Source organism: Neofamilia massiliensis (assembly GCF_001299475.1).
Taxonomy (GTDB): Bacteria; Bacillota; Clostridia; order Tissierellales; family Peptoniphilaceae; genus Neofamilia; species Neofamilia massiliensis.
Genome location: NZ_CYUJ01000002.1, coordinates 144,711 through 166,491 on the forward strand (window position 1 = coordinate 144,711; position 21,781 = coordinate 166,491).

Below are 21,781 nucleotides of genomic sequence, written 5' to 3' on the forward strand. Positions count from 1 at the left end.
CAAGGAGGACCAGACCATGAAAAGAAAAATCCTAAGCCTACTAATGGCGACTTTAATACTTACTAGCCTTAGTGCATGTAAGATGAATTCTACTAAAGTAAAAAATTGGACAGCAGATATAAAGGCTGACCCAGTTGAAAACAAAGAAGAACAACTTAATGAAACAAACAACAAGACCTACTTAGACCTTGGCCTAAGACTTTTTAAGGCGGGCACAAGTGACGAGGACAACTCTTTAATTTCTCCTCTGTCAATTTACTCAGCCCTGGCCCTAGTTGAAAACGCAGCTCAAGGCCAAACCCTAGACGAATTTAAAAAGACCTTTGGCCTAAGTGTCGACGAAACCAATGCCTACCTAAAGGGCTTAGTGGACCAGCTAGAAAAAGAAGACGAGGATGCCTTTAAACTTGCAAACTCTCTTTGGCTAAATGAAAGTGAAGCCTTACAGCCAAATGAAGAATATTTAAAGACTATAAAGACCTACTATGACAGCGAAGTTTTTTCTCTAGCCTTTGACGACCAAGGTGAAAAGGCCATTAACAAATGGATTTCAGAAAAAACTGACCAGATGATAAAAAAAGGTCTAGACCAAATCGATCCAGCTGCTAGGGCCTATCTTTTTAACGCCCTTGCCTTTAATAAAAAATGGGAAGAGCCCTATAAAAAACACCAACTTGGAACAAATACCTTTATAAAAGAAGATGGGACAGAAGTAGAAGGAGACTATTTATTCAAGACCCTTGACGGCTATATAGAAGGGGATAGGGAAACAGGTTTTAGACAAAACTACCAAGGTGGTAAGTACTCCTTTGTGGCCTTACTTCCAAAAGAAGACACTTCTTTAAGTGCTTATATTGCAGACTTAAATACAGATAGACTTTATGAACTTTTAAAAGAAGAATCTTATGTAGAAGTAAAAACTGCCCTACCAAAATTTGAATCTTCTTACGACCTAAAATTAATCGAGGTCTTAAAGTCCCTAGGTATAGAAACAGCCTTTTCTGATGAGAGTGACTTATCGAAACTTGGAGACAGAGGGCTTTATATTTCTGATGCCTTTCACAAGACCTATATAAAAGTTGACGAAAATGGCACCAAGGCTGCAGCCTTAACTGGCATGCAAGTTAACAAGGCGGCCCTGCCTGTAGATGAAAAAGAAGTTTATCTAACCAGGCCCTTTGTCTATATGATAGTAGACAACGACACCGACCTGCCAATTTTTATGGGAGCAGTAAGGGACATAAGTCAAAAGTCTGCCTCCTATGAAGGCCAAGTAGCCAGGGGAGAAAAATTTCCAGATGAAAACTTACAAGTATATCTAGGCCAAGACCAAAATCCTTTAAGCCTTAATAAGGACCAAGAAGTGGAAATCATGGACCAGTTAGCTAAATTAAAAAAATCAGACTCAAAAGACTTTTTTAAATCAGACTATGACGACGATACTATAGTAATAAAATTTTCTGAAGATTCTTATTTAGAGATGATAGAGTCTAAGCCAGCAAGAAAAGATGGCCTTTACTATTACAACTACTTTAAAGATGGAGAACTTTCAGCCTTGCTAACAGGACAAGAGAACATAAGAGAAAACATTAGGGCAATAATAGAAAGATAAAAAAGTAGAATTCTATTTTTTCAAAAATCTCCCCAAAACTTATCTTTGTGATACAATATAAGTAAGAAATTTTAAAAAGTGGGTGGAAAAATGAAAGAAATATTAGAAAGAGCCTATGAGGAAGGGCTAAAATACACAGACCAAGGCCAAGTTGCGACCTATATTCCTCAACTGGCCAAGGAAGACGGATCTAAAGTTGCCATTGCAGCCTATGACGTTGATGGATCATATTTTGAAAAGGGAGAGGTAGACAAGAGATTTTCTATCCAATCAGTTTCAAAAGTAATTACTTATATCCTTTGCCTAGAAGAAATTCCAGCAGGAAAAATTCAAAAGGCCATTGGAGTAAAGCCAACAGCCCTACCATTTAATTCAGTTTTAGACCTAGAACTAGGAGACGGCAAGCCAAGAAATCCATTGGTAAATGCAGGGGCCATAGCAGCAACTGCCCTTTTATACGAAAAATTTGGCGAAGACACCTTTGATGTGGTCTTAAATAAAATCAGAGACTTAGCTGACGATGAAGACATTGTCTTAGACAAATCGATTTATGAGTCAGAAAGGTCATCAGCCTTTACTAACTTTGCCCTATTTAATCTAATGGTTTCTAGGGGCAATCTTTCAGCAGACATTCCAATTCAAAAAGTAGCAGACGCCTACTTTAAAGCCTGCTCTGTTTTAGTAAATGTAAAAGACCTGGCTAGAATTGGTTACGTTATTGCTAACGACGGCTTTGATAAAATCTCCAATGAAGAAAAATTCTCTAAGGATATTGCAAGAAGAGTTAGAACTGTAATGGCCATGGCTGGCATGTACGACTACTGCGGCGAGTTTGCCCAACTTATTGGCCTACCAGCAAAGTCTGGAGTTGGCGGCGGCATAATGACAGCTTCAAAGACAGGCCTAGCTATTGCAACTTATTGTCCAGGCCTTGACTCCTATGGCAACTCACTAGTTGGTATAAAAATGTTAGAGTACATGGCCAAGGAAATGGACCTATCAATTTATTAATTTGAAAACGAGAAGAGACTGCGAGCCTGCAGTCTTTTTTTATTTTGCAAAAATTTTTAAGCCAAGATAAACAAAAGTAATCTTTGAGTAAAAAATAAAAAGATTTAGACAAGTTTTTTCTTTTAAGTGATTCTAATCACTGATAAAAATCTATTCCTCCCCTATAATAAAGACAAGATAAGAAATAACACAGGTTAAGATAAATTTTTAGGAGGAAAAAATGACTAAGCTATTTGAAAAAGAAGAAATGAAGACAGCCTGGCAAGGATTTAATCAAGGATCTTGGTCTGAAGGCATAGACGTAAGAGACTTTATCCAAAAAAACTACACTCCATACGAGGGAGACGATGAGTTTTTAGTTGGCAAGTCTGAAAAAACTGAAAAAGTTTGGCAAGAAGCTTCAAGACTAATCCAAGAAGAAGTAAAAAACAAGACTATTTCAGTTGACCTAGAAAGATTTTCTGGCATTGACAACTTTGATCCAGGATATATTGACAAGGACAACGAAGTGATTTTTGGTTTGCAAACAGACGCCCCACTAAAGAGAATTATGAATCCTTATGGTGGCTTTAGAATGGTAGAAAATTCATTAAATGCCTATGACCTTGAAGTTGATGAAAGACTAAAAGGAGATTTTAGAGAATTTAGAAAGACCCACAACGACGGAGTCTTTGATGCCTATACTAAGGAAATGAGAAAGGTTAGAACAGTTGGACTATTAACTGGCCTACCTGATGCCTACGGCAGGGGCAGAATTATTGGCGACTACAGAAGAGTTGCCCTTTATGGAACAGCCTTCCTTAAAGAAATGAGAATTTTAGATAAGGAAAACTGCAAGGGACCAGCTACTGAAGAGAGAATTAGACAAAGAGAAGAATTTTCAGAACAAATTAAGGCCCTAGACGAAATCACTTCAATGGCAGCTAAATATGGTTTTGATATTTCCAGACCAGCGACAAATGCCAAAGAAGCAGTTCAATGGGTATACCTTGCCTATCTGGCAGCAGTAAAAGAAAATAACGGAGCAGCCATGTCCTTTGGAAGGACAACAGCCTTCTTAGACATTTATATAAAAAGAGACATGGACGCAGGAATTTTAACAGAAGAAGAAGCCCAAGAACTTATTGACCAACTAGTAATAAAACTAAGACTAGTTAGACACCTAAGAACTCCAGAATATGACGAGCTCTTTGCAGGTGATCCAACTTGGGTAACAGAATCAATTGGCGGCATGGGAGAAGACGGCAGAACCCTAGTTACAAAAACTTCTTATAGGTTTATGCACACACTAATAAACTTAGACACATCTCCAGAGCCAAATATGACAGTTCTTTGGTCAGACGACCTGCCAAGAAACTTTAAAGACTTCTGCTCAAAGATGTCTATAGAAACAGCTTCTATCCAATACGAAAACGACGATGTCATGAGAGAAATTTATGGCGACGACTATGCCATAGCTTGTTGTGTATCTGCAATGAGAGTTGGAAAAGACATGCAATACTTTGGCGCCAGAGCCAACCTTGCAAAATCACTACTATATGCCCTAAATGGCGGCTATGATGAAATAAAAATCGACAAGACCACAGGCAAGAACATGCTAGTCCTTGAAGGTCTAGAAAAAAATACAGAAGAAGTGTTAACCTATGACAGAGTTTTAGCCGACTACAAAAAAGTTATGGACAAACTTGCAGAAATTTATGTAGATACAATGAACACCATCCACTTCATGCACGACAAATACGCCTACGAAAGTGGACAAATGGCCTTACACGACCCATACGTTCACAGATACATTGCCTTTGGTATAGCAGGAATTGCCATAGCAGCAGATTCACTTTCAGCTATAAAATATGCCAAGGTAAAACCAATAAGAGACGACTTTGGAATTACAGTAGACTTTGAAACAGAAGGAGACTTTCCAAGATACGGTAACGACGACGACAGAGTAGACCAAATTGCCGTAGATATTTCTAAGTACTTTATTGAAGCCCTTAGAAAGCATGAGTCTTATAGAAATTCTGAACACACTCTTTCTCTACTGACAATAACTTCAAACGTAACCTATGGAAAGAAAACTGGAACAACACCAGACGGCAGAAAGAAAGGTGAGCCTTTCGCCCCAGGTGCAAATCCAATGAACGGAGCAGACAAGTCAGGAGCCCTAGCTTCCTTAAACTCTGTAGCAAAAATTCCATACAAAGACGTTAACCAAGATGGAATTTCCAACACCTTTACAATTGTGCCAAAGGTCTTAGGGAAAAATGAAGAAGAGAGAATAATAAATCTTACAAATATAATGGACGGCTACTTTAACCAAGATGCCTTCCACTTAAATGTAAACGTCCTTGATAAGGAACTTTTAATGGATGCCATGGACAATCCAGAAAAATATCCAAACCTTACAATTAGAGTTTCAGGTTATGCAGTTAGGTTTAACCAACTAGATAGAGAACACCAACTAGATGTTATAAACAGAACCTTCCACGAAAGTATGTAAGAAGAAAAACTAGGGCAGCTTGACGGCTGCTCTTTTTTTAAAAGACAAAGAAGATAAGATGTGATAAAATCAAATGAGAATAAAAGGAGGAGGAAATCATGGAAGAAAAGAAAATACTTGGCAACCTTCATTCAATAGAATCAATGGGAACCTTAGACGGGCCAGGCAACAGGACAATATTTTTCCTCCAAGGCTGTCCCCTAAGGTGCCTTTACTGCCACAACCCAGACAGCCAAACTACAAAAACAAATGAACAAATTAGTCCAGAAGAAGTTCTAAGTATAGCAATGAGATATAAGCCCTACCACGGCCAAGAAGGAGGAGTTACCTTTTCAGGTGGCGAACCACTTTTGCAAGGAGCCTTCCTCTACGAATCACTAAAACTTTTAAAATCCAAGGGCTTTAACACTTGCATAGACACATCAGGCATAGGAGACAAGGAATACTACAAGAGGATCATGCCCCTAGTAGACACAATTCTCTTAGACGTCAAGGCCTTTGACCAAAAATCATTTAGAGAACTGACTAAGGGAAATTTTAAATCCTTTGAAAGATTTGTAAAAAAATTAAAAGACTATGGCTTTGCAGGTCAAATTTGGGTCAGACATGTAATGCTTCCAGGCTATACAGATGACAAGGAGTCAATGGAAAAACTAATCCAAGTTATCCAGCCAGTAAAAAACTTTGTTGAGAGAATAGAAATCCTTCCCTACCACACAGCAGGAGTTTCAAAGTACGAAGAGCTAGGCATGGACTACCAGCTTAAGGGCCTAGAGCCAATGGATGCAAAAATCGCCAAGGACTTAGAAATCTACGCCAACCAAGTTTTTGCTGACTCCCTAAAGAAAAGCAAGGAGTTAGACGAAAACAGGCAAAGAGAAAAACTCAGAGAAATTTCTGAAAGAGAAATAAAAATCCAAGGAGACCAAGAAGCCCTTTACCAAAAACTAAAAGACCTAAGCCTAATAGCTGGCCTCAAAGAAGAAGTGAAAAGGGAAATAATCTCAAAGATCAAAGTTCTAAAAATAAAGTCCAACGAATTTGTCTTTAAGTCAGGCGACATGGCAGACTATATGTATGTAATTATAAAAGGCAGGGTAAAGATCTACCAGTACACCATAGATGGCAAGGAGCAAATTTTCTACATTTACAGAAAAGACGACTATATAGGCGGCCTAAACCTAATGGACTACACTTCCTATCTTTACACAGGCCAGGCCATCCAAGATTCAGAAGTTGTAGCAGTGCCTAGGGATATATTTATGAAATACATTTACACCTCTCCAGTTGCCCTCCAACAAATGCTAAAAAAATCCTTTGAGAGAATAAGGTGGGCAGAAGAGCTAATAGAAAGACTGGCAGTTTCGAACGCAACAATGAAGACAGCAGGCCTATTAATAAGACTTTCTAGAGAAATTGGCGTAAAAACAAAAGAAGGCATTAGATTAGAACTGGCTTTAAATAGAGAAGAGTTAGGATCTTACACAGGCTTAACAAGAGAATCAATAACCAGAAAATTAGGCGAATTTAAAGACCTAGGCTATATAGATTTAGTTGGAAATAGGATAATTTTAATCAAAGACCTAGACGCCTTAGAAAATCTAGCCTTTTAAAAAATATGTGATAAAGAGGACGCAGAAGAAAATAAAAAGGGGACAGGCCCAAAGGGACAGTCCCCTAACTCTTTTCCGAGAAAGTGTGGGGACTGACCCTTGTGGTCTGTCCCCTTTGTTATCTCAAAATTAATCTTATTGAATATCATCTCCAGCAACAAAGGAAATCTTCACTGGATAATTTTCTCCAGCAGATAAAACATCAACTAGGCCATTTAATTTAACAATTAACTTGCCAGTTTGTGGATCAAAACTAGTTGGGAGATTTTGGCCCCTATAAGAAGCTTGGAAATATGATCCAGCTAACTTAGAAGTAGTTTCACTTGAATAAATTAAGCTAATTTCAGAAAAGTCATCATTAAGAGCCATAGATCCTGGCTTTAAAAGAGACTTTGGAGCAGAAATTTTCGCTTCAGCAAAGAGACTGTCTCTATCTTTCTTGCCAGTAATATCCAAGATCATATCAAGAGCCTGACCCTTTTTAATAGAGGCAGAGCCAAAGACATCTTTAATTCTATCCTTAACATCTTTCGAGTGGTCCACTTTTCCTAACTTGTCCATGGCATTGTAAATCCATTCAAAAGATTGGTCCCTAGAAGCAGGATCAAATTCAGAAAATTCTTTACTTTCAGAATTTTCTTCTAAAGCCAAAACGGCCATAGCATTATAAAGCATTTCAAAGGCAGTTTGTCTGCTGGCCTTATCTTTAACATCTTTAATATCTAGACCTTGGAAGAGATTAAGTTCATTGGCCCAGACAATATAAGAATCTGGCCAAAGAGCATTTAGTCTATCTTCTTTGCTTAAGTCTTTTTTACAAGCCTTGACAAGCATGGCAGCAAGTTCGGCGTTAGTAATATTGTTGTCTGGTTTAAAGGACCCATCCTCATAACCTTGAAGGATGCCCCTTGGGTCGTTAGACAACTGGTCAATGTAGACTTTGGCCCAATGGTCCATAGTATCAATAAAGGTAAAGTCAGGAATTTCTTCAGAAAGCTTAATTCCCATAGTCGTTATCTTGGCAAATTCAGCACGAGTAATAGGCTGGTCTAGGGCCAAGTCGATTTTGCCATCTTCTAAAATCCTACCTGCAACAATATTTTTATCCTGTAAATATGAAATCTTTCCGTTAACATTTGCAAAAGCCAGGCCACTTGTAAAAATAAAAACCAGGGCCAAGGCCAAAGATAATTTTTTCTTCATAAGAAACCTCCTCATTTTCTTTAAGTATAACACAATGAAAGCAGGGAAGAGTGAAGAAAAGATGACAAAACTTATGTAAAAAACGGGGATGCACCTAAAGGAGCGTCCCCATTATATTGAGAGAGTGTGGGGGTCTGTCCCTTGTGGACTGACCCTATTTATCAGCAACTATTCTAGCTTAAATAAAAAAATCAGGGGAATAATATAAATAGAAAAAACACCAGGAGGACATTATGGATAAAAAACTTTACAAGTATATTTTAGATATAGTAATGGCAACAATTGGCAAGGCTCTTAGTCTAGCAAGTTTTAAAAAGAGTAAATGGTCTGAAGCTGAAATCAAGGCAGCTATTAAAGACATGGTAGACCAAGGCTATTTATTAGCAGTTGTTTACGACACTCAAGGTCCAGACGGCCAAGTGGTTTTAGTCAACAACGTAACAGAAAAGGGCCTCAAGTTAGCAGAAGAACTAAGAGGGGAATAAAATATTTTAGAATAATAGAAAAATAAAACGAAAATAAAACGGGGACACAGCTAAAGCAATGTCCCCATTATCTTGAGAGAGTGTGGGGGTCTGTCCCTTGTGGACTGACCCTATTTATCAAAATTAAATTTTATTCTTCTCAAAGTCCCTAATATCCCTAACCAAATACAAGGACCCGCACCAAAGAACTAGGTCAGATGATCCAGCAAGGGACTTAGAAAATTCATAGGCCTCTTTTCTATCTTCAATTACATAAACTTGGTCGCGAAACTTTTGGACTTCAGCCTTTAATTCATCCATAGCAAAGGCCCTTTTTGGATTGTCAACAGAAGTTACAATCATTTCATCTGCAATTTCTGCAAGTTCTCTGATGGTATAATTATAGTCCTTGTCCTTTAAAATTGAAAAGCCAACAATAAGTTTGTCGTAGGAAAAGACCTTTAAAGACTCCTTCATGGCGGCGATGGCCTCGGCATTGTGGCTGCCATCAACTAAAACCCTTGGATTTGATGAAATTAATTCCAGTCTACCAGGATTTGCTGAGGCGAAAATTCCATCTACAATATCCTCTGAACTTAGGGAAAAATAATCCTTAAAATAATCTAAAAACATTACAGCCAGCGAGGCATTATAAAGTTGGTGGATGCCAATTAATTTAGTTTTTAAATCCCCATAGGCCCTAAAGGCAAATTCATTGTAGCCTTCATTCATCTCAATAATTTTCACTTCATCTTTAGCAAAAGTATAGAGAGGAGACTTTAACTCCTTGGCTCTATCTTTAAAAACTTTTAAGACTTTCTCATTTTGAGGGTAAACAAAAACTGGCCTGTCTTTTTTTATAATCCCAGCTTTTTTCTCAGCAATTTCCAAAACATTGGACCCTAAAATTCCAAGATGGTCCAAAGATATTGTTGCAATTAAAGAGGCCAGTGGTGAACTTATAACATTTGTGGCATCATTAAGACCGCCAAGGCCAACTTCAACAACAGCAACGTCAACTTCTTGGTCATAAAAATACAAATACATAATAGCAGTTTGGGCCTCGAAATAAGTTATTGGATGACCTGCATTTCGAAGCTCTTCAACAATAGGTTTTAGCCTGTCAATATAGGCACAAAAATCATCATTAGAAATAGCCTGGCCGTTAATTTTCATTGACTCAGTCATTAGGCCCATATAAGGGGAGACGAAAATCCCGCACCTGACCTTCTTAGACAAAACCGAATAAATAAAATTACAAGTTGACCCCTTGCCGTTAGTTCCAGCAACGTGGATGACTTTAATTTTATCTTGGGGATTTCCCAGTCTGTCCATGAGGACTTTCATATTTCTAAGACTACGGTCTTCATTTCTTGGACCAAGATCGTAAACCCAATCTATATAGGCATTTAATTTTTTTAAATCTTCCATTTTAATCTCCAAAAATTTCTTTTCTTAATCTTAGCAAAGGAAAGATTTTTGGTCAATGAAAATTAATGGTTCCACCAAGTGTCTAATTGAAAGTGGGCCATGTCCTGGCAGCCAGTCCAAAAATAGCCAGCATTGAGGCCAAGGTCTCTGCCAATTTCAGCGCAGGATTTAAAAAACTTTTCATCGCCATAAGGATCGGCTCCAGCCTTACAAATGTCAAAGGCGTAGCGGTCAGTGTGGCGAGAATTCCTGGTCCAAGTTACAACATTTCCATCTCTAGAGCGCCCTTGGTCATAAAGCCAGTCTTGTCTTGCCTGGGTCCTATAAGTTTCAGTAATCCTAACATCTAAACCCTGGACCTGGCAGGCGTATAAAAACTTTTCGGCAACTTCCTTAGTCTTTGGCGTAAGTTGGTCCAAGTCAGAAATAATTTCATCTGGTGGTGGGTCAATTTTTTCATAAGGTCCCCTGTCAAAGATAAAAGTATAAAGGCCGATTCTTGGAAAGATTTTAAAAATCATCAGGCCAAGTAAGATTAAAATTAAAATAGCTTTAAAAAATTTTTTCATAAACAATCTCCTTGCCTATAATTATAGAGAGTAAATCTTAAAAAATTTCAAAGATTATCTTAAATAATTCTTGAGTTATTTTTCATACTCAAATCATCTAAAGTATTTAAATAGTAGCGTCTTAGAATTAAGAAAACTGCTAATAAATATAAGAATATAGGTATAAAATTTATTTTTAAGAAAATATCTAAGAGGCTAAAGCTATCATAAGCCTTGTGGGTCATAAATAATGAAAAGAACAAGCCTATAAAACTGAAGCACAAAATAGTTTTCATATTTTCTTTTACTTCTTTTAAAGCGATTTGTCTCAAAGTTGGCTTATCCATTCCTATTATCATTAAAAGAGTATATTCTTGTTTTCTACTTTCTTTTAAAGTTATTGAAGTGGAATAGGCTTGACTTAGACCTAATATTCCTGCCACAAGAGATATTGCTAGTAATAGGGTGTATAAAATTCTATTTGAGTAATATTCAAAATTATTTGCTGATTCTTTACTAATTATTTCTAAATCTCTAGTAGAAATATTTTTTCTCAAAAGATCTTTTATAGCATCTATATTATCAGAAGAATTAAAATAAATCTCTTCAGTGAACATACCAGTGTGGTCTTGGTCAGAATCTTCTATTAACTTAAAATAATTATCCATTGATGTTATAAAGGTCAGCTGATTTTTCTTTTGGGGAACATTAATTAAGTTAGGATCATAAGAATACTTTAGTATATTAACCTTAAATTTTCTATTTTCAACGTCATAGGCCTTGGCAAAATCTGAAGTATAGTCAGCTAGAACTAAAGAATTAATATTTTCCTTTAAGGCCCTAGTAGATTCTTGGAGATTTATTGCCTTAGTATAATCTTGACTAAGAAGATTAATAAGAATTCCTGAATTTTCTAAATCTTCATCTTTAAAGCTAATATTTTCATTTTCTAAAAGTTCTTTATACTTGTCATCCTCTAGACCTATAATATTAAATTTGATTTCTGGGCCATATTCATTTACATAGGAATCATAAAAATCATTGTAGTAAGTCTTATCTAAAATATCACTGTAATTATTGTCCTCTAATAATGAAAAAGAGTTTTGCCTGTAACTAACATAATCATTTTTATAATTATCTGTAAGTTTTTCAATTATAGACCTAGGAAAAACCTTAGGATTAATATAAGAAACACAGTAATCATAGTTTTCCATTTTATCTAAATAATTATATTTAATTTCTAAATTTAATCCAGCAAGTAAAGCAAGCATTAAAGATAAAAACAGAAAACCTAATGAAATTGACAAAGAAGAAAATAAAGTCTTTAACTTTTGGCTAGCAAGGTTAATTTTAGAAAAATCTTTTAAAAACGAATCTTTTCTTAAAGGTTTAAATTTTTTCTTATTCTTTTTTGTTTTGTACAACTTCATCGACTCAATAATATTTACTTTTCCAATTTTTCTAATAGGTCCCAAGGATGCAAAAGCTAAAATAAAAACAGTTAAAACTATAATAAGAAGGAATACTAACAGGCTTGGCCTAAAGTAAAAACCTCCTTGTCTAAATTTAACTAAGTCTTGACTAGCTAAGAAATAATATTTAGTCATTATTTTTAAAATGATAATAGAAAATATACTTCCTGATAAAACACCTAAAATTATTGGAACTATACTAAGTTTATACATTCTCTTAAAAATCAATTTTTTAAGATCAGATTTTTTTGCGCCAATAGAAAGCAAAAGACCATATTGTCTAATTTGTGTATTTTCCCAAGCCATAAAAATACTTTTAATAACAACTATAAAAAATCCTACAATTAAAGTAGAACCAAGAGCTAAGATTTTAGGGTATTTTTCCGTTAAAGAATCATTATAAAAGTCTTTAGAGTTTATAAAATTAGCAGATAAGTATAGATAATTGTACTTAATAAAACCCTGGCCTATGTCTCCACCAGCTAAGGCTTTTTGATAATCAATTCCCAAGCTTTCAGCTAACTGAGGAGTAACTTTATAAGCGTCCCTAATATTTTTATACCAAATGGCAATTTGATTTGCGGAATTTTTTATTTCTTCTTGGTCTCTATAAGTATAGGCTATAGTTTCTTTTTCCCAAGACAAGGTATCAAAATCTACAAGACCTACTAAAGTATTAGAAAACTCTTTTCCATCAGAATCAATAACTACAAGCTTGTCCCCAAGTTTAAAGCCATAATCTCTAGCTGTATCAACAGGCAACAATATTTCATCAGATTTTTCAGCTACTCTTCCATCTACTAAAGTCTTTTTTACAATTTCATTATAATTACTGTCAGCTGCTGTAAGTTCAATATCCATATCAGTATTTTTTATATGAAAGTTATCTTTTCTACTAGCAAAGGCCAGTTTCTCTATGTTGACATTATTTTCCAAAATTTTTACCTTGGCAGAATTTAAGTCGTTAAATATTAAAACCTGAAAGTCTCCATACATATCCAAAGCAGCTTCTTGGTCATTTTTAACAAAGGAAGAAAAAATAAATAAAAAAATACTTAAACTTAAAACAGCAATAAAGATGCTAATTTTTAAGGCCTTAATAGATTCTTTATCTCTTTTTAAAGACGAGTATATATATAAGTCATAAATTTTCATTTTAAAACCACGTCCCTAATAATTTTTCCATCTTCCATGTGAAAAACTCTATTAGTAGCATTAACTAAGTCCTCATCATGGCTAACTATTAGCATAGTTTGTTTAAAAGCTTGGTTAGAAAACTTTAAAAGCTCTAAGACCTTGTCTCTATTTTTCCTATCAAGATTTCCAGTAGGCTCATCGAGAAGAACAATTGAAGGCTTGTTAACTAAAGCTCTAGCAATAGCAACTCTTTGTTGTTCTCCACCTGAAAGTTCTTCTGGAAAAGATTTTTCCCTATCTTCCATAGATATAAGTTCCATAATTTTTTTATAAAAGTCTAAATCCACATCCCTTCCATCCATAAGCAAAGGAAGTTTAATGTTTTGTTCCACATTTAAATTTGATATTAAATTATAAAATTGATAAACTATGCCAACCCTTCTTCTCCTATACAAGGCCAGGTCAGATTGACTTAGAATATCTGTTCTCTGTCCTTCTATATAAACTTCACCAGCAGTGGGCCTATCTAAACCTCCTAAAAGATTTAATAAAGTAGACTTACCTGAACCGCTAGGGCCAAAAATTCCTATAAAATCTCCTCTTTCAACATTAATATTGATGTTGTCTAAGGCAATCTTTTTCTCTCTTCCATCAATATAAGTTTTTGTTAAATTAACAGTTTTTAAAATTTCCATTTTTTCACCTCAGCCTTATTGTATAAGGTCAATCTTACATAAAAGTTACAAAAGGCAAAGAAATTAATCTTTGCCCTTCCTTAATAAAATTTAATTATAAATACTCCACCCTTATTATTAGTAACACTAATAGTTGCATTATGCTTATTTAATATTGTCTTGGCAAGGTTTAATCCAATACCAACACCAGGAGAATCTTCATCTGCCTTATAAAATCGATTAAAAACCTTTGAAAGGTCTTCTTCTTTAAAGCCTGGACCATTATCTTCAACTCTAACTTCCTTATAAACCTTAGTAGTATTATAAGTAATCTTTATCTCTCCTTTAGAATAAGCAAGAGAGTTTTTTATTATATTAATCATAGCTTCAACTAACCAAGAATAATCACCATAGATACAAAAACTTTGGCCAGCCTTTATAATTTTTACATTAGAGTCTTCAATTAAACTATCTAAAGATTCCAAGCTAGATGAAATCAAATCATCAATATTAATTTTTTCATTTTTAAGACTAACTTCATTTACATCAAACCTAGCTAAGGCTAAAAGAGAGGAGACCAAGTAGTTCATCTTATCTAATTCATTTTCAATCTTTTCTAAATTAGAACTTGGTCTAGCTATTTTTTCTAAAGCTATTAAAATTTCCATAGAAGCTATAGGAGTTTTTAATTGATGAGAAATATCTTCTATATAATTTTTTATAGCAACTTTATCTTTAAAATTTTTTTCAGAATTTTCTCTTAGCTCTAAGATAATTTTATAAAGATCATCATATAGGTCTTCTAATTTTTCAATTTCAGAAATGTCAATTGAGTAATTCCCAGTAGAAATTTTTTCTAATCTTTCTTTAACAAGACTTAAATAAGTATTAAATGCTCTTTCTTTCTTTGCAAGTAAATAATAGAAAAAACTAGCAATTAAAACTGCTATAAGAAAAAGACTAAGAATCAAAATTCGTCTATCTTTAAATACTATAAGAGAATTCTCATAACCTAAAACTTTTAAATCTATTAATTTGGAAATTTGTAAAAAATAAAAATAATCTATAAGCTTGTAGACTAAAAAAATTATGGCTAGAGCAAAGGATAATATGACAAAGAAATCTTTTTTATTTTTCATAGTCAAACCTATACCCTAGACCTCTTACAGTTTTTAGGTTTTTACTATAAGGGCCAATTTTTTCTCTCAACCTATTTATTGAAACAGAAAGCGTATTATCATTGACATAATCTCCTAAATTATCCCAAAAATTTTCTATAAGAAAGTCTCTTGAAATAGTTTTGCCAATATTTTCTAAAAAAATTTTCATAAGTTGGTATTCCCTATAGGAAATATTAATTTTTTCTTGGTCAATATATAGGGAAGTTCCATCAATATCCAAAAGTAAAGTATTAAAAGTTAGCATATTGGACTTATCCTTATATCTTCTAAGGACACTTTCTATTCGAGCCTTTAAAATATCTGGCTTAAAAGGTTTTGTAATATAATCATCTCCTCCAAGATTTAGCCCTTTAATAATATCCTCATCAGAATTTTTTACAGTTAAAAATATTATTGGCTTATCAAAATCTTTAATCTCAGAAGCCAAATTATAAGCAGACCCATCAGGGAGGTTAATGTCTAATAGAAAAAGACTGTACTTATCTATTGAAATATTTTTAAACTCACTTAATTTAGATATAGTCTCAACCTTATAAGCATAAGCTTCTAAATAAGCTTTAATTCCTTCACGAATTATTTTATTATCTTCTAAAAGCAAAATAGGCTTTTCCATATGCAACTCCTTTTATATTTTATAGAAAAAAATAAATAAGATACTGATTTAAAACTAACTATAGACACTCCTTTCTAATATATTAACCTTTATTTAAAGTAAATTCTAGTTCTTAAAAATTTTTCCTTAACCAATCTAAGATCTTATGGTATTATTTATAAGTAAGAAAACAAAGGAAGAACTTATGGATAAAGAAAAATTTGGAGCTAATATAAATAAATACTTTAAATACAGCCTGGGCCTGGCCCTTTTTGTCTTTGCAATTTTTTCCTATATCCTCTTTGGAGATGTAGGTGGGTCTGACCTTGTCATTGTATTTACCATGTTTAAAATTTTTGCAGGCCTTTTAGCCTTAAGCTGGATAGGCTTATTTTGTGCAGAAATTTATTATGTAAAAAAATTTAAAGACAGGTCAAGACTAGCAAACTTTATTTTAATGGTCATAATATTTTTAATCTTTGCCTATATTTCCTACAAGGCCTACAAGGGAGAAGTTTAATGAGCGAAAAAGAACTTTTAAAGCTATATGATATTTTTGAATGCATAGTTATTGTAGCCACTGTGGGAATTTTAATTTTCTTTGCCATAATTTATTTCGCTGACCTTGCCTACCCACAAATTCTCTTTAGGATTTTAACATTTTCAATTTTCGGCTTTCTTATAGCCAGCCTAATTGGTATAGTTGGAAAAATTGTAATTAACGTTAAGGTCAACAAGATGAGAAGGGAAAGAAGCAAGAAGTAAGATTATTTAGAATGAAGGTTTATTTAATTTGAAAGAAAAAAGAGCAACACGCTTTGTGTTTTTTATATATTTTTTAGTCCTAGTTTGGATTGTCATGTTTAAAATGAAATTTTCTCTAGCTGACCTGCCTCACTACAGGGCCTTAAACTTAGATCCCTTTCACGATGCCCTCAACCATCCAATAAGGACTAGGGAAATAATTGACAACGTAATAATTTTTATTCCTTATGGGATTTTAATGGCCATGATGAGGGACAAGAGATCATTTTTTTCAAAGATCTTTCCCATATTTTTAACATCACTTTGCTTTGAGACTCTTCAATATGTCTTTGCTATTGGGTCAACAGATGTAAATGACGTCATCACCAACACCCTAGGTGGCCTCCTTGGCATCTTTATATTTTGGATTTTTAAAAAAGTCTTTAGGAGAAATGCAGAAAAGGTGGTCATAACCTTGGCCCTAATTTTAATTCTCCTTTTAGTAATTTTTATAGCCTTTTACTATATCCTAACTGGAACAGTAATTTAAAATATTTCCTAGAAGAATCGATTTTGATTTTTCTAGGATTTTTTATTTGCTTATATTAGATAAACATCGAATATAAAAGCTATTGATTTTAGATGAAAAGCTAATATAATAAAATTAAATCAAAGATAAAGAGATGAGTCTTAGATGACTATCGAAAGGAAAAAGTAATTATGGAAACTCAAAATTTTAAACTAGACAAAAATATAAATTATATAGGAGAAGCTGCAGGTCTTTTAAGGTCTTATTCCTTCTGGATCCAAGGTATAAATAAAAGACAAGTTCCCTGGGATCAGGCCAGGTTAACTGAAGAATTTTTTTCTACAGGCCTTCTTGAAAATATGGAAAACTATTTGCCAATAGAAGATTTTTCTGACTATTTAGAATTTTTAAAAGCTGTTAAAAGCTTAAGCCAGCCTATCTTAGAAGAATTTTTCTCTGCAGACAATGAAGATATTTTAGATTTAATTTATATCTACAAGAACAATGACAAAAACCAATACGGATTTTTAATTGACCTCTTGTCGTCTTCAGACCAGCTGGAAGTAGAAGCTTATTCACTAGAAGATTTTCACCTAGATCTTTACAAGACCTTTGGAGAATTTTTTGACCTAGACGATGAAGTAGACCAAGGAGTCGGCCTATCAGATTCTGAAGAAATTTTTAAGTTAGTAAAGACCTGTGATTATATAGAAGTCTTATCCAAATCAAATTTTTCTCCAGAGGATATTTTAAAGTTGATCAAGGCCTTAGATGGCTATGAAAAACTATACATCAGATTAAAACCACTACTCAAGGCCCTGGAAGAAGTAATTAAAGAAAAGATCTACTTGCTAGCAGGTAGAATAGAAAATTCTTTCAAAGACCTTGAGACAAGTGACTTTGCCTTTGCAAGGTCAATTTTAAAGGACGTTGGCTTTGAAAAATATCCTGAAAAAATAGACCATACCATTAAAGTAAGCCTAAGACTTGTTGACTACAATGTAATCACTTTAATGTTTTCTAGTCTAAGGCTAAATGGACTAAATATTTGCTTAGGATTTTTGACCCAAGATCTAATAAAATTTAAGGAGTCAGCCTACAAGGAAACAGTTTTTCAAAGGAAGCTAAAGGCCCTAGGAGACCCGACGAGATTTTCAATAATAAATCTCTTGAGAAAGAGGCCTTATTATCTTCAAGAACTGGCTCAAGAACTTCATTTAAGTCCAGCAACTCTTTCTTATCACATTAACCAGCTACAAATGGACGGCTTTTTATCCTATAGCACCCAAGGCCGCAGGTCCTACTATTCACTTAGAAAAGAAGGCTTTGAAGACCTAGAAAAAAGCTTTGAATATTTTTTACAAGGAGGCCACTATGACTAAGCAAATAAAAACAGATTTAGCTAGGTCATTGGCAGATGAAAAAATCAGACAGACCTATCTGCATCCAAAAAACCAATCTCTTTTTCAAATTTATAAGTATGCCTATGGGCCAATTAAAAGAGATAAAAAACTTAAAGTTTCCAGCTTTTTTTACAGCCTAGCCACAGGCCTTAGCCCAATTTTATCGGCCTTTATTTTATCCTACCTAGTTTGGTTTTTATCTGGACCAAATCCAGACATAAAGGCTGGCCTAAAATATATTGGCTTTTACTGCCTGGCATATTTAATTTTAACTGTTATGGAAAAACAACTTTACTACAGGACCTACAATGATTTTTCTAAAATAAGAATAAATTTCATCCATGAATTTTTAAAAAAGATGATGACCATGGACTATGGCCTTTATGAAAACTCTGATTTTTTAGACCATATTTCCAGAGGCCTTAACGTCTTTTCAGGTAACAGTTATGGCCTAGAAGGGTCTTACCACAAACTCTTTGACCTAGGCGGCCAAACCTTAGCCCTTATTCTCTTAGGAGTAATTTTGTCCTTCCTATCTCCATGGATTTTCTTAGGAGGCCTGGTCATGATCTTTATCTTTATAAAACTAAAGGACCTGTCAGCTGCCTACCAACACAAGAGGGCCGACCAGCTAAATACTTATGACAGAAAACTAAGTTCCTTTGCCCAAACTACAGCAGATTTTAAAAAAGGCAAGGACCTAAGACTATATTTTTTCAAAGACTTAATTTCTCACAAGCTAGAAGAATTTTCTAAGGATTATTCTTCAGCCTACAAGGACTTTAAAAAAGTTGATCGTCTACTTTCGCCTCTCTTGGCCCTAATAGTTGTTGCAGTTGAAGGTCTGGCCTACTATCTTATTTATGGAAAAATTTTAGCAGGCGACCTTTCAATATTTAATTTAAGCTTATTTATCAGCGCCCTAAGTCTTTTTATAGTCTATGTAAATAAAATTGCAGATTCCATTTCCTTTGTAAACAAAGAGTTACTTTACTTAGGAGATGCCATGGACTTTTTCGCAGTTGACTTAAATTCAAAAAGGGGAGAGGCAGACCTTGATTCTAGCTCAGGTCTTGAAATTGAATTTAAAAACGTGACCTTCTCCTATCCTAATACAGAAAGGAAAGTCTTAGATAACTTGTCCTTTAAAGTTGAAAAAGGCCAAAGACTGGCTTTAGTTGGAGTAAACGGGGCGGGAAAATCTACTCTTGCAAAACTCCTCCTTGGCCTTTACAAGCCAACAGGCGGCCAAATACTTTTAAACGGCCTAGACATAGAAGATATAAGTCTAGCCAGTCTCAATAGGGCAATGACTGGAGTCTTCCAAGAAGTTGAACCCCTGGCAATGACTATTGGAGAAAATCTTGTGGCGAAAAATGAAGCCGTTGACGAAGAAAAAGCCTGGAAGGTCTTAGACCAAGTTGGCCTTGGCGACAAGGTTAGAGCCTATGACAAAAAACTTGATACTTCACTTACAAAAATTATCCACGACAATGGGACTCTTTTATCAGGTGGAGAAAATCAAAAGCTGGCCATAGCCAGGGCCCTTTACAAGGACTCGGCTCAATTAATTATAATGGACGAGCCAACAGCATCCCTAGACGCCCTTGCAGAAGAAAAAATTTATCGAGACTTGGACCAACTAATTGGGGACAAGAGCCTAATCTTTATTTCTCACAGGCTGGCTTCAACAAGATTTTGTGACAAGATCCTCCTTTTAGACGGCGGATCAATTGCAGAATGTGGGACCCACAAAGAACTTTTAGCAAAAAACGGCCTTTACAAAAAGATGTTTGCTACCCAAGGCAAATATTATTTAGATGGAGAGGAGGGAAGGCCAGATGAAAGATAAAAATATCAAGACCTGGACCAATATAAAATTACTTTTTACAACCATAGCCAGGTCTAACAAGTTTTACTTTCCAAGCTTAATTTTATTTGCCCTAGTAGATGCAGGCAACAACTTAATAAATATTTTCGTCCCAATGATTTTCATTAAGGGCCTAAACAGAACTTGGGACCTGGCCTACTTCGGAAAAATTCTCCTTTACCTCTTAGGCGTAAAACTTCTCTTAGCTTATTTGGTCAAGAGATTAAAAGTCGCCTTAGATATCCAAGAAGAAAAATTAAAAGTTGCCTTCCCAAGAAAAATTGGCGAAAAGGCCATGGCTTTAAAATATTCTGCCCTAGAAGAAAGTAGGATTTTAGACTTAAAAGAAAGGGCTTCCTTTGCAGTTTCTGGCTTTAATGCCCAAGGAATCATTTTAAATGCCTTGGCCATATCCCTTAGTTTAGGCTTTAGCCTCTTAGGAGCAGGAACTTTAATTGCCTCCTTTAGCCCAGTCCTACTTGGCCTGACAATACTTTTGTGTCTGCTAATTGCCTACACAGACTATAAAATGTCAGCCTACACCAGGCAGATAACCCAAGACATGATACCGATAAACAGAAAATATAATTATTATTTTAGCCTGGCCTTTGCTCCAAGCTATCAAAAAGAAATTAGACTATTTGCCATGGACGACTTAATTATGGATAAGACTGAGACCTATATATATGACGTTTTTGACAAGTTAAATGAAATGTATATCAAACAAGGGTCAGCCAACTCCCTTACTGGAGCCTTGCAAGTCTTAATTAGATTTTTATCTTATTCCTACGCTCTTTTAAGAGTCGCTGGCGAAAAATTTGGCCCAAGAATTTCTCTTGAACAATTTACAGTTTTACTAGGAGGAGTTGAGTCCTTTATCACTTCCTTCAAGGCTATATTTTCTTCCATCTTCAATATAAAAATGGCCCTCTTCCACCTTGAACCATTTTCAGAATTTTTACTTTTAGAAGAAGATGGTTATGGAAATGATGGCAACCAAGTTCAAGATTTTAAGTCTTTAAAGTTTGACCATGTGACCTTTGCCTATCCAGGATCAGACAGAAAAATCCTAGACGACATTTCCTTTGAAATTAAAAAAGGAGAGAAAATTTCCATAGTCGGCATAAATAACGCAGGGAAGACCACAATTGTAAAATTAATTTGCGGCTTCTTTAGTCCAGACTCAGGCAGGATTTTATTAAACGACAAAGAAATTTCTACTTATGACAAGGGATCCTATTTAAAATCTCTGGCCTGTGTCTTCCAAGACTTTTCTCTCTTCCCACTGACCATAGAAGAAAATATTTATTCGCAAGATAAGCAAGATGAAGAAAAATTAGAAAATATTTTAGCTGACTTGGATATGAAAGAAAAAGTTTTCGCCCTTGACCAAGGAACAAAAAGTAAATTTGACAAATCAATTTACTCAGACGCCATAGACCTATCAGGTGGAGAAAAACAAAAACTTGCCATAGCCAGGGCCCTTTACAGAGATGGAAGTCTAATAATTTTAGACGAGCCAACAGCTGCCCTTGACCCACTAGCTGAAGCAGAAATTTATGAGAACTTTAACCAGCTAACTCATGGCAAGACTGCAATATTTATTTCCCACAGGATGTCATCTACAAAATTTACTGACAAGGTTTTAGTCCTAGACGGCGGAAAAGTTGTGGCATTTGACAGCCACCAAAGGCTTTTAAAGATGAACACAATTTACAAGGACCTCTTCCAAGCCCAGGCCCAATACTTTAAAGAGTGAAATTAAAAAATCTAGATGATATAATAAGGCCAAGGAGGAAT

18 protein-coding genes are annotated in these 21,781 nt (G+C 34.8%); 11 read left to right on the forward strand and 7 right to left on the reverse strand.

The genetic code is table 11. The features are described 5' to 3' along the window. The first annotated feature begins 16 nt into the window (after positions 1 to 16). The 4 genes from BN2667_RS00660 (at position 17) to pflA (ending at position 6,733) form a co-directional block, all read left to right on the forward strand. Positions 17 to 1,612 (forward strand): serpin family protein, encoded by a 1,596-nt coding sequence (locus BN2667_RS00660; protein ID WP_054251418.1) that lies wholly within the window; start codon positions 17 to 19, stop codon positions 1,610 to 1,612. Between the two features lie 90 nt (positions 1,613 to 1,702). Next, a complete protein-coding gene (glsA, locus tag BN2667_RS00665) occupies positions 1,703 to 2,623 on the forward strand; it encodes a glutaminase A (RefSeq protein WP_054251419.1) in 921 nt (306 codons plus the stop codon). A 220-nt stretch (positions 2,624 to 2,843) separates the two neighbouring features. Next, positions 2,844 to 5,120: a formate C-acetyltransferase gene (gene pflB, locus BN2667_RS00670; RefSeq protein WP_082380147.1), complete on the forward strand. Its 2,277-nt coding sequence runs from the start codon at positions 2,844 to 2,846 to the stop codon at positions 5,118 to 5,120. Between the two features lie 98 nt (positions 5,121 to 5,218). Continuing rightward, complete coding sequence (pflA, locus tag BN2667_RS00675; protein WP_054251420.1) at positions 5,219 to 6,733, forward strand: pyruvate formate-lyase-activating protein; 1,515 nt, start codon at positions 5,219 to 5,221, stop codon at positions 6,731 to 6,733. Between the two features lie 135 nt (positions 6,734 to 6,868). Here the strand turns inward: pflA and BN2667_RS00680 are convergent, their stop codons facing one another. Then, positions 6,869 to 7,936: an S-layer homology domain-containing protein gene (locus tag BN2667_RS00680; RefSeq protein WP_054251421.1), complete on the reverse strand. Its 1,068-nt coding sequence runs from the start codon at positions 7,934 to 7,936 to the stop codon at positions 6,869 to 6,871. Positions 7,937 to 8,169: 233 nt separating this feature from the next. Here BN2667_RS00680 and BN2667_RS00685 point away from each other — a divergent pair, with 233 nt between their 5' ends. Beyond that, on the forward strand, positions 8,170 to 8,421 hold the full coding sequence (locus BN2667_RS00685) for a hypothetical protein (RefSeq protein ID WP_054251422.1): 252 nt from the start codon (positions 8,170 to 8,172) through the stop codon (positions 8,419 to 8,421). A gap of 123 nt (positions 8,422 to 8,544) precedes the next feature. Here BN2667_RS00685 and BN2667_RS00690 read toward each other — a convergent pair whose 3' ends face one another. The 6 genes from BN2667_RS00690 to BN2667_RS00715 form a co-directional block, all read right to left on the reverse strand. Next, on the reverse strand, positions 8,545 to 9,831 hold the full coding sequence (locus BN2667_RS00690; protein ID WP_054251423.1) for a bifunctional folylpolyglutamate synthase/dihydrofolate synthase: 1,287 nt from the start codon (positions 9,829 to 9,831) through the stop codon (positions 8,545 to 8,547). Between the two features lie 62 nt (positions 9,832 to 9,893). Then, a complete protein-coding gene (locus BN2667_RS00695) occupies positions 9,894 to 10,400 on the reverse strand; it encodes a M15 family metallopeptidase (protein WP_054251424.1) in 507 nt (168 codons plus the stop codon). 59 nt (positions 10,401 to 10,459) lie between these two features. Next, a complete protein-coding gene (locus tag BN2667_RS00700) occupies positions 10,460 to 13,006 on the reverse strand; it encodes an ABC transporter permease (protein ID WP_054251425.1) in 2,547 nt (848 codons plus the stop codon). Further along, positions 13,003 to 13,683, reverse strand: coding sequence for an ABC transporter ATP-binding protein (locus BN2667_RS00705; protein ID WP_054251426.1), 681 nt, complete (start codon positions 13,681 to 13,683; stop codon positions 13,003 to 13,005). Before BN2667_RS00705 ends, BN2667_RS00700 begins: the two co-directional genes overlap by 4 nt. A gap of 80 nt (positions 13,684 to 13,763) precedes the next feature. Beyond that, entirely contained in the window at positions 13,764 to 14,801 is a 1,038-nt protein-coding gene (locus BN2667_RS00710; RefSeq protein WP_054251427.1) for a sensor histidine kinase, read from the reverse strand. Beyond that, positions 14,791 to 15,456: a response regulator transcription factor gene (locus tag BN2667_RS00715; RefSeq protein ID WP_054251428.1), complete on the reverse strand. Its 666-nt coding sequence runs from the start codon at positions 15,454 to 15,456 to the stop codon at positions 14,791 to 14,793. Before BN2667_RS00715 ends, BN2667_RS00710 begins: the two co-directional genes overlap by 11 nt. 184 nt (positions 15,457 to 15,640) lie before the next feature. Here BN2667_RS00715 and BN2667_RS00720 point away from each other — a divergent pair, with 184 nt between their 5' ends. From BN2667_RS00720 to BN2667_RS00745, 6 genes are all read left to right on the forward strand, one after another. Then, the gene (locus tag BN2667_RS00720; protein ID WP_054251429.1) at positions 15,641 to 15,955 is read left to right on the forward strand and encodes a hypothetical protein; all 315 of its coding nucleotides are present in this window, start codon (positions 15,641 to 15,643) and stop codon (positions 15,953 to 15,955) included. Then, positions 15,955 to 16,200 (forward strand): hypothetical protein, encoded by a 246-nt coding sequence (locus BN2667_RS00725; RefSeq protein ID WP_054251430.1) that lies wholly within the window; start codon positions 15,955 to 15,957, stop codon positions 16,198 to 16,200. The genes BN2667_RS00720 and BN2667_RS00725 overlap by 1 nt, the downstream gene beginning before the upstream one ends. A 55-nt stretch (positions 16,201 to 16,255) precedes the next feature. After that, positions 16,256 to 16,729: a VanZ family protein gene (locus BN2667_RS00730; RefSeq protein WP_278308117.1), complete on the forward strand. Its 474-nt coding sequence runs from the start codon at positions 16,256 to 16,258 to the stop codon at positions 16,727 to 16,729. 170 nt (positions 16,730 to 16,899) lie between these two features. After that, positions 16,900 to 18,090 carry an ArsR/SmtB family transcription factor gene (locus BN2667_RS00735; RefSeq protein WP_054251432.1) on the forward strand — a complete coding sequence of 397 codons (1,191 nt, stop codon included), beginning with the start codon at positions 16,900 to 16,902 and terminating at the stop codon, positions 18,088 to 18,090. Beyond that, positions 18,083 to 19,963: an ABC transporter ATP-binding protein gene (locus BN2667_RS00740; RefSeq protein ID WP_054251433.1), complete on the forward strand. Its 1,881-nt coding sequence runs from the start codon at positions 18,083 to 18,085 to the stop codon at positions 19,961 to 19,963. The genes BN2667_RS00735 and BN2667_RS00740 overlap by 8 nt, the downstream gene beginning before the upstream one ends. Continuing rightward, on the forward strand, positions 19,953 to 21,740 hold the full coding sequence (locus BN2667_RS00745; RefSeq protein ID WP_054251434.1) for an ABC transporter ATP-binding protein: 1,788 nt from the start codon (positions 19,953 to 19,955) through the stop codon (positions 21,738 to 21,740). Before BN2667_RS00740 ends, BN2667_RS00745 begins: the two co-directional genes overlap by 11 nt. Positions 21,741 to 21,781: the final 41 nt, after the last annotated feature.